At 73.3% G+C, this 14,921-nt stretch carries 11 protein-coding genes; 1 reads left to right on the forward strand and 10 read right to left on the reverse strand.

Going from position 1 to position 14,921, the window contains the following annotated elements:
• Window positions 1-68: 68 nt before the first annotated feature.
• The 9 genes from ACZ7GJ_RS08315 to ACZ7GJ_RS08355 form a co-directional block, all read right to left on the reverse strand.
• Complete coding sequence (locus ACZ7GJ_RS08315; protein WP_470750369.1) at window positions 69-1,127, reverse strand: glutamate ABC transporter substrate-binding protein; 1,059 nt, start codon at window positions 1,125-1,127, stop codon at window positions 69-71.
• A gap of 5 nt (window positions 1,128-1,132) precedes the next feature.
• Window positions 1,133-2,554 (reverse strand): hypothetical protein, encoded by a 1,422-nt coding sequence (locus ACZ7GJ_RS08320; protein WP_470750370.1) that lies wholly within the window; start codon window positions 2,552-2,554, stop codon window positions 1,133-1,135.
• A 144-nt stretch (window positions 2,555-2,698) separates the two neighbouring features.
• Entirely contained in the window at window positions 2,699-3,772 is a 1,074-nt protein-coding gene (locus tag ACZ7GJ_RS08325) for an N-acetylglucosamine kinase (protein WP_470750371.1), read from the reverse strand.
• Window positions 3,763-5,028 (reverse strand): 6-phospho-beta-glucosidase, encoded by a 1,266-nt coding sequence (locus tag ACZ7GJ_RS08330; protein WP_470750372.1) that lies wholly within the window; start codon window positions 5,026-5,028, stop codon window positions 3,763-3,765. The genes ACZ7GJ_RS08325 and ACZ7GJ_RS08330 overlap by 10 nt, the downstream gene beginning before the upstream one ends.
• A gap of 5 nt (window positions 5,029-5,033) precedes the next feature.
• Window positions 5,034-5,969: a carbohydrate ABC transporter permease gene (locus tag ACZ7GJ_RS08335; protein WP_470750373.1), complete on the reverse strand. Its 936-nt coding sequence runs from the start codon at window positions 5,967-5,969 to the stop codon at window positions 5,034-5,036.
• 5 nt (window positions 5,970-5,974) lie between these two features.
• The gene (locus tag ACZ7GJ_RS08340) at window positions 5,975-6,946 is read right to left on the reverse strand and encodes a carbohydrate ABC transporter permease (protein WP_470750374.1); all 972 of its coding nucleotides are present in this window, start codon (window positions 6,944-6,946) and stop codon (window positions 5,975-5,977) included.
• Window positions 6,947-6,950: 4 nt separating this feature from the next.
• Window positions 6,951-8,285 carry an ABC transporter substrate-binding protein gene (locus tag ACZ7GJ_RS08345; protein WP_470750375.1) on the reverse strand — a complete coding sequence of 445 codons (1,335 nt, stop codon included), beginning with the start codon at window positions 8,283-8,285 and terminating at the stop codon, window positions 6,951-6,953.
• A gap of 110 nt (window positions 8,286-8,395) precedes the next feature.
• Complete coding sequence (locus ACZ7GJ_RS08350) at window positions 8,396-9,664, reverse strand: ROK family transcriptional regulator (protein WP_470750376.1); 1,269 nt, start codon at window positions 9,662-9,664, stop codon at window positions 8,396-8,398.
• Between the two features lie 164 nt (window positions 9,665-9,828).
• Window positions 9,829-10,992, reverse strand: coding sequence for a mechanosensitive ion channel family protein (locus ACZ7GJ_RS08355; protein WP_470750377.1), 1,164 nt, complete (start codon window positions 10,990-10,992; stop codon window positions 9,829-9,831).
• Between the two features lie 215 nt (window positions 10,993-11,207).
• Here ACZ7GJ_RS08355 and ACZ7GJ_RS08360 point away from each other — a divergent pair, with 215 nt between their 5' ends.
• On the forward strand, window positions 11,208-11,744 hold the full coding sequence (locus tag ACZ7GJ_RS08360) for an HNH endonuclease (RefSeq protein WP_365920283.1): 537 nt from the start codon (window positions 11,208-11,210) through the stop codon (window positions 11,742-11,744).
• Between the two features lie 27 nt (window positions 11,745-11,771).
• On the opposite strand, the gene ACZ7GJ_RS08365 is transcribed toward ACZ7GJ_RS08360, so the two are convergent.
• A complete protein-coding gene (locus ACZ7GJ_RS08365; RefSeq protein WP_470750378.1) occupies window positions 11,772-14,741 on the reverse strand; it encodes a beta-N-acetylglucosaminidase domain-containing protein in 2,970 nt (989 codons plus the stop codon).
• Window positions 14,742-14,921: the final 180 nt, after the last annotated feature.

Consider the following 14,921-nt stretch of genomic DNA (forward strand, 5'->3'; position numbering starts at 1 on the left):
TGCCGACACCGCAGAACCCGCCTCCGCCGTTGCTTTCCTTGCCTGGGGCTCCGAATCCGCCACCGGCCTCAGCCGTCCCGGTACTTGGGTTCGGGCGGCCCGCTCACGCCGGGCAGCACGGGCTTGAGGTGGGTTTCGTAGGCCTTCATCCACGGGCTCTGCTGGCCGCCCGCGCGGTAGTTCTCCAGCACCTTGTTGACGCGGCGCACCAGATCGCCGGCGTCCTTCTTCATGGCCACCCCGTAGAACTCCTTGGTGAACGGGGAGCCCACCAGCCGGATCGAGGGGTCCTGCGCGGCCTGGCCGGCCGCGAGCGCGTTGTCCGTGATGATCCCGTCGACCTCGCCCAGCTGGAGCCGGACCAGGCAGTCGAGCTGGTTGGGCACGCTGACAGACACCGAGCCGTACGGCTCGGAGCGCAGGGCCGCCTCCGCCGTCGAACCGGCCGCGGTGCAGATCCTGCGGCCCTTCAGGGAGGCGTCGTAGCCGGTGATCGTCGAGTCCTTGGGGGCGAGCACCTGCTGCCCGGCCTCGAAGTACGCCGTCGAGAAGGCGACGTCCTCCAGCCGCTTGCAGTTGATCGTCATGGTCCGGACGACCACGTCGACGCGGCCCTCCTGGAGCGCGGGGATCCGCTGGCTGGTGGGGATGGCCCGGTAGATGACCGCGTTCTCGTCGCCCAGGATGTCCTTGGCTATGGCCTTGACCAGGGCGATGTCGAAACCGTCGAGGAGGCCGTCGACCGGGTTGCGGTAGCCCCACTTGAAGCTGTTCTGGTCCACGCCCGCGACGAGCTTGCCCGCATTGCGGATCCGCTCGATGGTGGGCCCGTCCACCCCGGACGGGCGCAGGCTCGCGTCCGGGTTCTGACAGGTGTCGTCCGGTGCCCAGGGGGCGGCCGGGGCGCCCGCGGTGACGCCCGGACCGCGGATCGCCGACGGCCGGCCGGCCTCGGGCGCCGCCTGGGCCAGCGGCAGCAGGACGGCCGCGGCCGTCACCGCGCAGGCGGCGGCCATCGCACTCACCCCGCCCCAGCCGCGCAGCCGGCCCGCGAGCCGCCGCACCCCGGACACCGCGGGCCGCGGCCCGGTGCGGCCCTCGTCCTCGCCCCTCACGCGTCTGTGCATCGCTCTCACCTGTACTCCGAAAGCCTGCGCCCGATACCGAGCACGGCCGCCCCCGCGGCGAGCACCGCCAGGGCCGCCGAGCCCGTCATCAGACCGCCCAGCGCCCCGAGCCCGCTGCGGGCCGACCGCGTGAACTCCGCCTGTTCGTGGGCCACGGCCTGCTCCAGGGAGGCGTCCACGGTGTCGAACGCGGCCCCGCTGCTGTCCTTGTGGTCCTTGTCCCCGATGACCTGGGGCAGCGCCGCCTGGTAGTCGCCCCGCAGGTCCGTCTCCCGGGCCACCGCGTGCCGCTGCTTCCATTCCTTCACGCCGTCCGCGGCGCCCGCGACGGGGCCCCGGCCCTCGGCGTCGTCGGCCAGCGCCAGCGCCGTCACGAGCCCGGCGTCCAGGTCCTTCATGTTGTTCGTGAAGTCCACGTCGTACTTGTCGGACTTGTTGTCCGCGGCCAGTACGGCGCCCCGCGCGATCAGCGTCAGGTTCTCGTTGGCCCGCGCCTGGAGCGAGGCGATGCGCGCGTCGTTGAGCACCTTCAGCGACTCCTGACCGTCGGTGCGGGCCTGGCTCAGCTCCGCCCGGGCGACCGTGTGCCCCACGGCCAGCCACAGCAGCACCACCACCGAGGCGGCCGTCGCGGCGACCAGCCCGTGGTTGAAGACCCGGTTGGTGCGGCGGTAGTTGCGCCGCTGCGCCCACACCAGGAGGGCGAGCGCGAGCAGCCCCGTACCGAGCGACAACAGGGGGAGCGAGCGGGCGTCGTCGTAGTCGTCGTAGAGCCGGCCGGTCTCCGCCTCGTAGAGCCGCTGCGCCGCGGGCAGCAGCTGGGTGCTCATCTGCTCGTTCGCGTACCGGAGGTAGGCGCCGCCCAGCGGCAGGCCCTGCTTGTTGGTGGCCCGCGCCTGCTCGATCAGGCCGGTGTAGCGGGGCAGCTGCTCGCTCAGGAGCGTGATCTGCTTGCGGGAGTCCTCGCCGGCCCCGGTGTTGGCGGCGGCGCTCACCAGCAGCCGCGAGACGTTGGCGATGTCCTTCTCGTAGCGGCCGCGGACCTCGCGGGGCTCGTCGGAGCCCGCGAGGAACCCGCTGGAGGAGGCCGTGTCGGCGTCCGCGAGGGAGCGGTAGATGTTCGCCGCGTCCGCGCTCAGGGGCTGGCTGCGGCCCACCACGTCCTCGGCCGCCACGACCCGGTCGGAGATCTCCCAGACGGCGACGGACCCGAAGAGCAGGACCAGCGCGGCCAGGGCCGCGCCGATGATCCGCAGCCGACCGGGCTCGGTCGTCGCGGCCGCGCGCAGCCGCTCCACGCCCTCCGCCCAGGCGGTGACCCGCCCCGGCGGCTCGTCGGGCGGCCCGTCTGGCGGCACGGCGAGGCCGCCCCCCGGCGCGGGCGCGCGTGATGTGACAGCCACCGTGACCTCCCCCTCGGTCCTCATTGCACCGCAGCAGTATGGCCGTACGGACGGTCCGCCACACCACCAGGTGCGGATCCATGCGGGGCGGCCCCCCGCCACCCCCTTCACCGTCAATACGTCCCTACGGCCGCCACGGTTCCAGACCGCAGGCGCTACGGGGCGGGTTCACCCGAAATGGGCACGGAGTTTTCCGTAGGCCTCGGGCGCGGACCCCAGCGCGTCCAGCCCCAGCAGTCCGGCGCCCAGCACCGGCGGGGCCGTCACCACCGACACCCGGGCGTTCGGGGCCCGTTCGGCCAGCAGCTCCTCGATCCGCCCGTTGAGCAGCGGATGCCGGGCCGCGAGCACCCCGCCGCCCAGCAGGACGGGCGTCGCCTCGCCCAGCAGGCCGAGCCGCTCCAGTGCCACCACGGCCAGCGCGACCACCTCCTCGGCCTGGCGGTCCACGAGCGCCACGGCCACCGGATCGCCCCCCGCGGCCACCGCGAACAGCACCGGCACCAGTTCGAGCAGGCGCCCCTGCGCGAGCGAGCCCAGGTGCAGCGCCTCGATCAGCTCGTACATGGAGCCCAGCCCGAAGTGCCCCGGCAGCGCCGCCGCCAGAGCGGTCGGGCCGCCCCGGCCGTCCTCGGCGCGCGCCGCCCACCACAGGGCCTCCCCGGCCAGGCCGCCCCCGCCGCCCCAGTCGCCGGAGATCTGGCCGAGCGCCGGGAAGCGGGCCGTGGTCCCGTCGGGCAGCATGCCCACGCAGTTGATGCCGGCCCCGCACACCACCGCCACCCCGCTCGGCCCGCGGCCCACGGCCCCGGCCGGGGTTCCGGCCCCCGCCCCGGTTCCGGCCGGGATTCCGGTTGCGGTTCCGGAACCCGCCTCGGTCAGCCCGGCCCGCAGGATCGCGAAGGTGTCGTTGCGCACCTCGGTGGCCGGGGCCCAGCCGCGCGCGCCGATGGCCTGCGCGAGCTGGCTCTCCTCCACCGGCAGGTCGGCGTTGGCCAGGCAGGCCGACACCCGGTCGGCGTACGGGGCCCCGGGCGCGAGCGGGGGCAGCCCGGCCGCCCCCACCGCCTCCGCGACGGCCTGGCCGAGCACGTCCACGGCCGCCTCGACGCCGACCCGGGGCGGCTGGAAGCCCCCGGAGCGCCCGGTGCCGAGGACCGTGCCGTCCGCGGCGATCAGCGCCACGTCCGTCTTGCTGTTGCCCGCGTCGACCGCGAGAACGGCAGGCCGGCTCATGCCCATGCCAGGTGCTCCTTGTTGTGCGCCAGGAGCCGGTCGGTCAGCCCCTCGGCGAGGTCGAACTGCCCCACCAGCGGGTGTGCCAGCAGTGCCCTGAAGACCCGCTCGCGACCGCCGCGCACCGCGGCGTCCAGTGCGAGGTCCTCGTACGCCGTGACGTGCGAGATCAGTCCGGAGTACAGGGGGTCCAGCCGGGGCGCGGCCAGCGGGACGGGCCCGGACCGGTCCACCCGGGCCTGCACCTCGACGACCGCGTCGTCCGGCAGGAAGGGCAGGGTCCCGTTGTTGAGGGTGTTGACCACCTGCACCGAGGGTCCGCCGTCGCCCAGCAGCGCCGCCGCCAGGTCCACGGCGGCCTCCGAGTAGAAGGCACCGCCGCGCTTGGCGAGCAGCTCGGGCTTCTCGTCGAGCGCGGGGTCCCCGTACAGGCCGAGGAGTTCGCGCTCCATGGCCGCGACCTCGGCGGCCCGGGAGGGCTTCGTGCCGAGCTCCCGGACGACCTCGTCGTGCGCGTAGAAGTACCGCAGGTAGTACGAGGGCACCACGCCGAGCCGGTCGAGGACGGCCCGCGGCAGGCGCAGGTCCCCGGCGATGGAGTCGCCGTGCGCGGCGAGCAGGCCGGGCAGCAGGTCCTCGCCCTCCGGGCCGCCCTTGCGGACGCCCAGCTCCCAGGTGAGGTGGTTGAGTCCCACGTGGTCGAGGTGGATGTCGGCCGGCGTCAGGTCGAGCATCTTCGCGAACCTGCGCTGGAAGCCGATGGCCACGTTGCACAGCCCGACGGCCTTGTGGCCGGCCCGCAGCAGGGCGCGGGTGACGATGCCGACCGGGTTGGTGAAGTCGATGATCCAGGCGTCCGGGTTGGCGCGCCGGACCCGCTCGGCGATGCCCAGGACGACCGGGACGGTGCGCAGCGCCTTGGCGAGGCCGCCGGCGCCGGTGGTCTCCTGGCCGACGCAGCCGCACTCCAGGGGCCACGTCTCGTCCTGCAGCCGGGCGGCCTGTCCGCCGATGCGCAGCTGGATCAGCACCGCGTCGGCGTCCGCCACGCCCGCGTCGAGGTCGGAGGTGGTGGTGACGCGGCCGGGATGGTCCTGCTTGGCGAAGATCCGCCGGGCGAGGCCGCCGATGAGCTCCAGCCGCTCGGCGGCCGGATCGATCAGGACCAGCTCGCTGATCGGCAGGGTGTCGCGCAGCCGCGCGAAGCCGTCGATCAGTTCGGGGGTGTAGGTGGAACCGCCGCCCACCACTGCGAGTTTCAACGTCGTCAGCCTTTCACTCCGGTCAGGGTGACTCCCTCGACGAACGCCTTCTGGGCGAAGAAGAAGAGGACGATCACCGGCGCCATGACCAGCACGGTTGCTGCCATGGTCAGGTTCCAGTTGGTGTGGTGGGCTCCCTTGAAGGATTCGAGGCCGTAGCTGAGGGTCCAGGCGGCCGGGTTGTCGGAGGCGTAGATCTGCGGGCCGAAGTAGTCGTTCCAGGCGGAGAAGAACTGGAACAGCGCGACGGCGGCGATCCCCGGTCTGGCCATCGGCAGGACGACGCGCAGCAGCGTGCGGACCTCGCCGCAGCCGTCGACCTTGGCGGCGTCCAGGTACTCGTCGGGGATGGTCAGCAGGAACTGGCGGAGCAGGAAGATGGAGAACGCGTCGCCGAAGGCCATCGGGATGATCAGCGGCCAGAGCGTCCCGGACAGGTCCAGCTGCTTGGCCCAGAACAGGTACATCGGGATGACGATCACCTGGGGCGGCAGCATCATCATGGCGATCACGAGCAGCAGCGAGAGCCGCCGCCCTCGGAAGCGGAACTTGGCCAGCGCGTAGGCGACGGGCACCGAGGAGACCACGGTCAGCAGCGTGCCCAGCCCCGCGTACAGCAGGGTGTTGCGCCACCAGGTCAGGAAGCCGGGCGTGTCCCACACCTTGGCGTAGTTGCCCCACTCCCAGGTGCGCGGCCACAGGTCGCGGGTCAGCGCCTGCTGGTCGCTCATCACGGAGGTGAGGAAGAGGAAGACGAAGGGCAGTACGAAGAAGAGGGCCGCCGCGATGCCGAGGGAGTGCACGGCGATCCAGTGCAGGACGTCCTTGCGGCGCGCGGTGCGGGCCGCCCGTGCGGGGTCCGAGGGGCCGGAGGATCCCCGGCCGCGCCGGGCCCGCCGGCCGCCTGCCGCGCGGTCGGAGCGTTCGATCACCTGGGTCATGGCGTTCAGTCACCTGCTTCGATCAGTCCACCGCGGCGGCGCATGAGCAGTGCGGTGCAGGCCATGGAGAGGGCGAACAGCACCAGGGCGACGACACAGGCGGTGCCGTAGTCGAAGCGCTGGAAGCCGACGTTGTAGATGACCTGGGGCAGGGTCAGCGTGGACTTGTCCGGGTAGCCGGGCTCGAACTGCTGGCCCGAGCCGCCGATCACGCCCGCGGCTACCTTTCCCGCCACCAGGGGCTGTGTGTAGTACTGCATGGCCTGGATGACCCCGGTGACCACCGCGAACAGGATGATCGGGGAGATGTTCGGCAGGGTGATGTGGCGGAAGCGCTGGAGCGCCCCGGCCCCGTCGAGCTCGGCGGCCTCGTACTGCTCCTTCGGTACGTCGAGCAGCGCGGCCATGAAGATGACCATGAGGTCGCCCACCCCCCACAGCGCGAGCGCGGTGAGGGCCGGCTTGGACCAGTCGGCGTCCGTGAACCAGCCCGGCGCGGGCAGCCCGACCCCGTCCAGCAGGGTGTTGACCGGCCCGGTACCGGGGTTGAGGAGGAAGACGAAGGCCAGGGTCGCGGCCACCGGCGGGGCGAGGTAGGGCAGGTAGAACAGGGTGCGGAAGACCCCCGCCCCCGTCTTGATCCTGGTGATCAGCAGGCCGATGCCGAGGCCGAAGACGACCCGGCAGGCGACCATCACCACGACCAGCCACAGGGTGTTGCGCATGGCCGGCCAGAACAGCGGATAGTCGCCGAAGACGTACGACCAGTTGTCCAGGCCGTTGAAGACGGGCGGGCGGAAGCCGTCGTACTTGGTGAAGGAGAAGTACACGGTGGAGACGAGCGGGTAGGCGAAGAAGACGCCGAACCCGATCAGCCAGGGCGACATGAAGGCCGCCGTCCGCAGCGCGGACCTGCGGCGCTTGGAGCGCAGGGGGTCCGCGCCGCGCGTGCGGGGAGGTGTGAGCGTGCCGGTCATCGGGTTACTTCGCCTTCGCGATGTCCGTGTCGATCTGCTGGTCGGTCTTGGCGAGACCGGCCGGGATGTCCGCGACGTCGCCCTTCTCGACCGCGTACGCGAAGTCGGTGAAGGTCAGCTGGTAGGTGCCGCCGTCGGCCTGGGCGGGGGTGGTGGTCGACTTCGGGTGCTTGGCGATGTCGAGGAAGGTCTTGAACTCCGGGGTCACCTGGAGCTTGGGGGATTCGAGCGCGGCCAGCGTGGAAGGCACGTTGTGGATGGCGTTGGCGAAGTCCACGACCGCGTCGGTATCGGTGGTCATGTACTTGACCAGCTCCCAGGCCGCGTTCTGCTTCTTGCTGCCGGCGGCGATGCCCATGATGGTGCCGGACAGGTAGCCCTTGCCGTAGTCGGCGAGCTGGTCGTCGGGCACGGGCAGCGGCGCCGTGGCGATCTCGAACTTGACGCCCGCCTCCTTCGCCATCGGCGCCCGCCACTCGCCGTCGATCTGCATCGCGACCAGGCCCTGGTGGAAGGGGTGTTCGGCGCTCCACTCGTCGCCGAAGGTGGTGCGGAACTTCTCCAGCTTCTCGTAGCCGCCGAGCTTGGCGACGAGGTCCTTCTGCGCCGTCAGCATCTTTGCGAAGGCGGGGTCCTTGGCCAGGTTCGACTTGCCGTCGGCGCCGAAGTACGTCGGGCCCCACTGCGCGGCCAGCCGCATCGGGGTGGTCTCGTAGCCGTGGTAGGTGGGCATCAGGCCGAGCTGTTCGTAGCCGTCCCCGCGGGCCACCGTCAGCTTCTGCGCGGCCTCGACGAACTGGCTCCAGGTCTTGGGTGCTTCGGTGATGCCGGCGGCGTCGAAGGCGGTCTTGTTGTAGACGAGGCCGTACGCGTCGTTGAGCAGCGGCAGCGTGCACTGGTTGCCGTTGAACTGGGTGTACTGGAGCAGGGTCCGGGGGAAGACCTTCTCCTTGTCGATCCCGGACTTCTTGAGGAAGGGGTTCAGGTCGGTGAAGGCGCCGGTGTTGCAGAACTTGCCGACGCTGTCGGTGGTGAAGGAGGACACCACGTCGGGGGCCTTGTCCCCGCCCGCGCGCAGGGACTGGTTGACCTTCTCGTCGGTCATGTTGCCGGTGACGTTGACCTTGATGTTCGGGTGGGCCTTCTGGAAGCGCGCGATGTTGTCCTCGATGGCCTTCGCCTCGCTGGGGGCGGACCAGCCGTGCCAGAAGTTGAGGGTGACTTCCTTGCTCGGGTCGTCGGCGGCGTCGTTCCCGCTCTGGCCCGCACAGGCGGTGGCGAGTACGGATATCGCCGCGAGGGCGGTGACTGCGGTGGTCAGGCGGCGCGTTCTGGGCATGGCGGTGTCACTCTCTGCGCGGGGTGTCTTTCCGGAAGGGGCGGTGCAGGAGAACGGACGGAACGGGGTGGAACGGGGTGCGGTGCGGTGCGGTGCGGCAGTGGTGCGGTTCAGCGGCGCGAGGTGTCGAACACCTCGTCGCGGGTGGCGGCGAGGGCGCTCTCCAGCGCCCCGCGCAGCACGGGCCGTTCCCGTACCTCGCCGGCCACCAGGTGCGGCTGGGAGGGGGCGAGGTCGGCGAGCTCGGCCTCGATCAGCTCGCGCAGCGGATCCCCGCCGGCGTCGGTCACCGCGCCGGAGAGGACGACGATCTCCGGGTCCAGTACGGCGACCACCGCGGCGAGGCCCGTCGCGAGCGCGGTGGCGTACGACTGGAGCAGGCGCAGGTTGGCCCCTTCGGGCTCGGCGGCGGCCCGGGACAGGATCGCCACGGCCTGCGCCACCTCGGCCCCCGACACGGGCCCGTGCACGGCTCCGTGCTCGGCGCCCGATCCGGCTCCGGACGCGGGCACCTGCGGCGCCTCGACCCCGAGCGCGGCCGCGAGCCCGGGCAGCGCCTCCCCGCCGGCCAGCGCCTGGTACCCGCCGCCGTTCTCCCGTACCACCTGCCGGACCAGGGGATGGCCCGGTACCGGCAGGAAGCCGACCTCGCCCGCGCCGCCGGTCCAGCCGCGGTGCAGCCGGCCGCCGATCACGAGGGCGGCGCCGAGGCCCTCCTCGTTCCACAGCAGGACGAAGTCCTCGTGGCCGCGGGCGGCGCCGAGCCGCTGCTCGGCGATCGCGGCGAGGTTCACGTCGTTCTCGTACTCCACCGGCATCGGCAGGGCCGCCGCCAGCTCGTCGAGGAGGGTGGGGGACTGCCAGCCGACGAGGTGGTCGGCGTAGCGCAGCACTCCGGTGCGCGGATCGAAGGAGCCGGGGGTGGCGATGACCAGCCGGTGGATGTCGGTGAGGAGCATCCCGGCGTCCTTGACGGCTTCGCCGAGGGCCCGGGTGACCTGCTCGACCGCCCCGATGCCCTTGGCGCACGGGAGTTCGTGGCTGCCGACGACCTCGCCGGTGAGGTCGGCGACGGCGGCGAGGATCCGGCCGGGGGTGACGTCGAGGGCGGCGACGTGGGCGGCGCGCGCGTTGACCGAGTAGAGCTGGGCGTTGGGGCCGGGGCGGCCCGCGGCGGTGCCGGTGGCGATGACCAGCCCGGCGGCCTCCAGTCGGCTCAGCAACTGGGAGGCGGTGGGCTTGGAGAGGCCGGTGAGCCTGCCGATGCGGGTGCGGGACAGGGGGCCGTGCGTCAGCAACAGGTCCAGGGCGGCCCGGTCGTTCATGACACGCAGCAGGCTCGGCGTGCCGGGGGTGGTTCCGGGGGTGGTGCCTGGCATGGGGCGTCTCTCTCCCTCTTCGGCGGCGCGTCGCCGTCAGAAACTGTTAGGTAAGTTTCCTATCGCTGTTTGATCCGTGTCAATGGAACTGCGCAGTGTCAATGGAACTGCGCAAACACCGGTGCCCCCGCAGGAGAACCTGCGGGGGCACCGGGGCACCGCGACTACTTGGAGATGCGCGGCCCCGCGGTGGCCGGCGGCGGGATCTGCGCCGCCGGGATCGGGGTGGTCGCGAGGGACTGAGGGGAGGACGGGTTCGCCAGCGCCGACGGCGGGGCGACGGCGGCCGCGGGATCGGCCGGGGCCGCGTCCTCGGCCTCATCGGCGGCCGGAGCACCGCCGATGATGCGGATGCCGGCGGCGTCGAACGCCTCCTTGATGCGCCAGCGCAGCTCCCGCTCCACGGCGAACTGCTGGCCGGGCATCGTCTTGGCCGTCACCTTCACGGTCATCGAGGCCAGCAGCACCTCGTCCAGGCCCAGTACCTCCACCGGGCCCCACAGGCGCTCGTCCCACGGGGACTCCTTGGCCAGGCCGTCGGCGACCTCCTGGACCACTTCGCGGATGTGGGCCAGGCTCTCGGTCGGCTTGACCTGCACGGCCACGCCCGCGGTGGCCCAGCCCTGGCTGAGGTTGCCGATCCGCTTGATCTCGCCGTTGCGGACGTACCAGATCTCGCCGTTGTCCCCGCGCAGCTTGGTGACGCGCAGCCCCACCTCGACGACCTCGCCCGAGGCCACCCCGGCGTCGATCTTGTCGCCGACGCCGTACTGGTCCTCAAGGATCATGAACACGCCGGAGAGGAAGTCCGTGACCAGGTTCCGGGCGCCGAAACCGATCGCCACACCGGCCACACCGGCGCTCGCGAGCAGCGGTCCGAGGTTGATGTCGAGCGCACCGAGCACCATCAGGCCGGCCGTGCCGAGGATCAGGAACGAGGCCACCGAGCGCAGGACGGAACCGATCGCCTCGGAACGCTGGCGCCGCCGCTCGGCATTGACCAGCAGTCCGCCCAGCGCCGTGCCCTCGACGGCCTCGGCGCTGCGGTTCATCCGCGTTATCAGCTTGGTCAGCGACTTGCGGACCACCGACCGCAGTGCGGCCGCGATCACGACGATCAGCAGGATCCGCAGGCCGAGGTACAGCCATCCGGCCCAGTTCTCCTCGATGAAACTGGCGGCGTTGGTGACGTTCTGGTGCGTCTCCCTCAGTGTGTCGGTCGCGTCCGGGGTGTCGGCTGCGAGGGGAAGCAGGGCGGCAGGCCAGGGCACGGCGGATACCTCCAGGTGTGGCGTCCTGCCCGCGGAAGGGGTGTACGGGCAGAGCATCCACACTAACGGGGCATCGCCCCGACTCCGTTGCCGTACTCGGGGAGGGAGCGGAGCCGCCCGGGGCTGCGGCCGCCCCATGATCCGGGTGTGGTTGAAAACACCTCGGACCCGTTACGGGCGCGTGGTGGCGCTTCGACCTGCCGTAAGGAGAGACTGGAGAGCAGATCGTCCCGGCGCGAGCCACGCGCCGCCGGCGTACAAGGAGGCAGTCCGTGCCGCACGTCCTGGTCCTCAACGCGTCGTACGAGCCCCTCGGCGTCGTACCGCTCCGCCGCGCGCTCGTCCTCGTCCTGGAGAACAAAGCGGTCTCCCTGGAGGAATCGGGCGCCTTTCTGCACAGTGCGACGAGAGCCGTCCCCGCGCCCAGCGTGGTCCGGCTCAAGCGCTTTGTGCGGGTCCCCTACCGGGGGCCCGTTCCGCTCACCCGGCGCGCCCTGTTCGCACGCGACGGAGGCCGCTGCATGTACTGCGGCGCCGTCGCCACCAGCGTCGACCACGTCATCCCCCGCAGCAGGGGCGGGCAGCACGTGTGGGACAACGTCGTCGCCGCGTGCCGCCGCTGCAACCACGTCAAGGCCGACCGGCACCTGCTGGAGCTGGGCTGGCGGCTGCGCCACCAGCCGGCCCCGCCGTCCGGACTGGCCTGGCGGATCATCGGCACGGGCCACCGGGACCCCCGGTGGATGCCGTACCTCCAGCCGTACGGCGCCGAGGACGCCCTCGACCGCATCGGAGTCGCCGCCTCCTGACCGCCCGCCCGTGCGGCCCGGGCCGGCCTACGGAACGACCGCGCGGGCCTCCGCCGCGAACAGGCTGCAGCCGAAGCGGGTCGCCCGTACGTCGCAGGTCACGCGGACGAAGCGGGTCCCCGGGGCGTCCAGCCGTACGGAGTCCACACCGCCCCGGGACGCCACCGACGCCGCCGGGAGCCAGGCCACGCCGTCCGCGGAGGTCTCGACCCGGTAGGCGGACGGGTACGCCTCCTGCCAGTGCAGCGTCAGCAGTCCGAGCCGCGCCGGGGCCGGGAGCTCGGCCTGCCACCACGCGCCGTCCACCGGCGGCGAGGACCAGCGGGTGGCGGCGGAGCCGTCCAGCGCCGCCGAGGCCGGGAACTGAGGCGCCTCGTCCGCCGAGGAGGAGGCGCGGGCCGAGCTCAGCAGGTCAGGCCCGCCCGTACGGGGAACCGCCCGGACGGTCAGGGTGCGGGACTCGCCCGCGAAGCTCACCGCGACCCGGTAGCTGCCCGGCGGGGTCGAGGCCGGGACCGTGACCTCCACCGGGATGGACACCTGCGTGCCGCGCGGCGCCTTCGCCTCGGCCGGGAGGCGCACCTCGATGCCCGGCGGCGGCGCCGCCGAGAGCGGGCCGCGCACCTCGCCGGGGCGCAGCGGCGCGAGCTGCGCCGTGAGCCGCTGCGGGGCCCCGCCGATCTCCGCGTCGGCGGCCTCCGCCAGTTCGAAGCGGGCCTGCGGGCCGTCCGCGAGCCACGGCACCACCCGGTGCACGGCCGGCGCCGGTCCCGTCCAGGCCAGCCGGACCGCGTCGGCCCGCAGCCCGCCGGTGTCCGCCTGGGTCCACCCCGAGGCCGCCGCCCCGGCGACCTCGCGCCAGCCCTCGCCGGGCACGTGCGCCTCCACCGTCGCCCGGGTGCCGGGCGGGAGCGGGTCCGTCATCACCGTGACGGCCGACACCGGGCGCACCGCGTCCAGCCGGACCGTCCACGCGTCCGGCTCACGGGCCACCGTGCCGGTCGGGCGGGCGGCGCCGGTCCAGGCGTCCGCCGCCTCCGCGGCCTTGGCGAGGAAGGGCTCCAGCACCGCGCCGTCCACCCGTACGTCGCCCGGCTGCGCCAGCTCCTCGCGGGCCTGTGCCAGGGCCTGGGCGGAGCGCCAGGCGGCCGCGCCGTCCCCGCGGGCCTGGGCCTGGAGGACGTCCAGGGCCAGTTCCCCGGCCGCCCCGTAGCGCGACAGCCGCGACAGCCACGGCCCTGCCTCCCCGGACAGCGCCGGCAGCCGCTCCGGGGCCTCGCGCAGCACCCGCAGCGCGGCCCGCAGCCGCTCGCCCGCCGCCGGGTCCCCGGTGGAGCGGGCCTGCCAGAACTCCTCGACCAGCGGGCGCAGGTAGGCCGACTCCGGCTGGGCGAGACCCGAGGACGTCGTGTTCCCGGCCAGTGCGGCCAGCGCCTTGCGGGCCCGCGGATCGGGTCCCGCGAGCTCGGACACCGCCGCCGACCACGATTCGCCGGCCCGGTAACCGCGGGGGTTCCAGGCGAAGTCGGCCGCCGTGAACAGCGGGATGCGCGAGAGCGTGCCCTGCGGCATCGCGTTGGCCAGCACGGCCGCCGAGCCGCTCGCGACCGCCGGGTCCCGTCCGGCGTACGGGCCGAGGAAGATCCGGCCCGGGTCCCAGTCGTTGACCGGGTAGTTGTCCATGGTGACCAGCGGATGCCCCAGCGCCGAGCGCGCCCCGGAAAGTTCCTTCCCGGTGATCGTGCGCGGCAGTACGCCGACCCCCGTCCAGGCCACCTCCACCCGCCCGGGCAGCGCGGCCGCGAGCGCCGTCCGGTAGGCCGTCGCGCCCTCCTGGTAGTACTCCGTGGGCAGCAGCGACAGGGCGGGCGCCCCCGGATGGCGGTCCGCGAGGTGCGCCGCCAGCTCACCCGCCACCTCCGCGTGGGCCTTCGCGGCGGCCGCCGGTCCCTTCCCGTAGCGCTCCCGGTCGGCCCGGCAGCCCCACTCCGTGTAGCTGATGTCCTGGAACTGGACCTGGAACGCCCGGAATCCCAGCTCCCACATGGCGTCCAGCTTGTGGGCGAGCGCCGCCCGGTCGGCGTCCGAGGACAGGCACATCGACTGCCCGGGCGTCACCGCCCAGCCCAGCACCACCCGGTTGGCCCTGGCCCGCTCGGCCAGTTCCCGGAACTCCTCCTGCCGCTCCCGCGGGTACTCCTGGCGCCATTCCACGCTGCGGTAGGGGTCGTCGCCGGGCGCGAGGAGCAGCCGGTTCTGCTTGGTGCGGCCCATGAACTCCACCTGCGCGAGCCGCTGCTCCCGCGTCCAGGGAGTGCCGTAGAACCCCTCGGCGATCCCGCGCACGGGCGCCGTCGGCCAGTCCCGTACCAGTACGCCGGGCACCTTCGCGGGGCGCGGGGCCAGCAGGGCGCGCAGCGTCTGGGCGGCGTGGAATAGGCCGTCCTCGCCTACGCCGGCCAGCGCGACCGTGTCCCGGCCGCCGGTCCGCCCCACGGCCAGCCGGTAGCCGCCGTCCGGCAGGTCTCCGGCCGCGGCCGCGCCGAGCGCCCGCAGCGCGGCCTCCGCGTCCGGACCCTGGAGCCGTACGACGGTGCCCCGTTCGGGCAGCGGCGCCCCGGGGGCCCGCTCGTGCAGGGTCCGTACGCCCGCCCCGCGCAGGGCGTCCCGCACCACCCGGGCCGCGTACGGGTCGGTGTCCGCCGGCAGCACCAGCACGGCCTCGGCGCCCAGCGCCACCTCGCGCGCCGGGTCGGCGGTCATCGACTGCGGCCGGGGCCACACGGCCGGGCCCTCGGCGGGGGCTCGCACCACATCGGAGCCGGGGTCGAGCACGGGTCCGGGCCCAGCACCGGCGGCGGGGTCCGCCCGGGGTACGGATGGGGCGGCGGGGAGCGCGGAGGCCCCGGGCGGGCCCGCGGACGTCGCGCCGCCCAGCAGCGTCCCGATGACCGCCACGGCCGCGGCCGTGACCCGCTTCCCGCCCCTGAGCTGCACGGAGCCTCCCCGTCCCGAGTCGTCCCCTGCTCGTACGAATGAGCCCGAGCCCACCATCCGTGCGGGCGGGGTGTCAACGCGGATGGGTGATCTGACCTGGATACGTCAGGAATGCGGTGCGTCCGACTGGGTATGGCTGCGGTGTTCTCCGGCGTTGTTCCATGGTTCTGACTGTTCCTC

This window comes from Streptomyces sp. NPDC037242, from assembly GCF_055604165.1.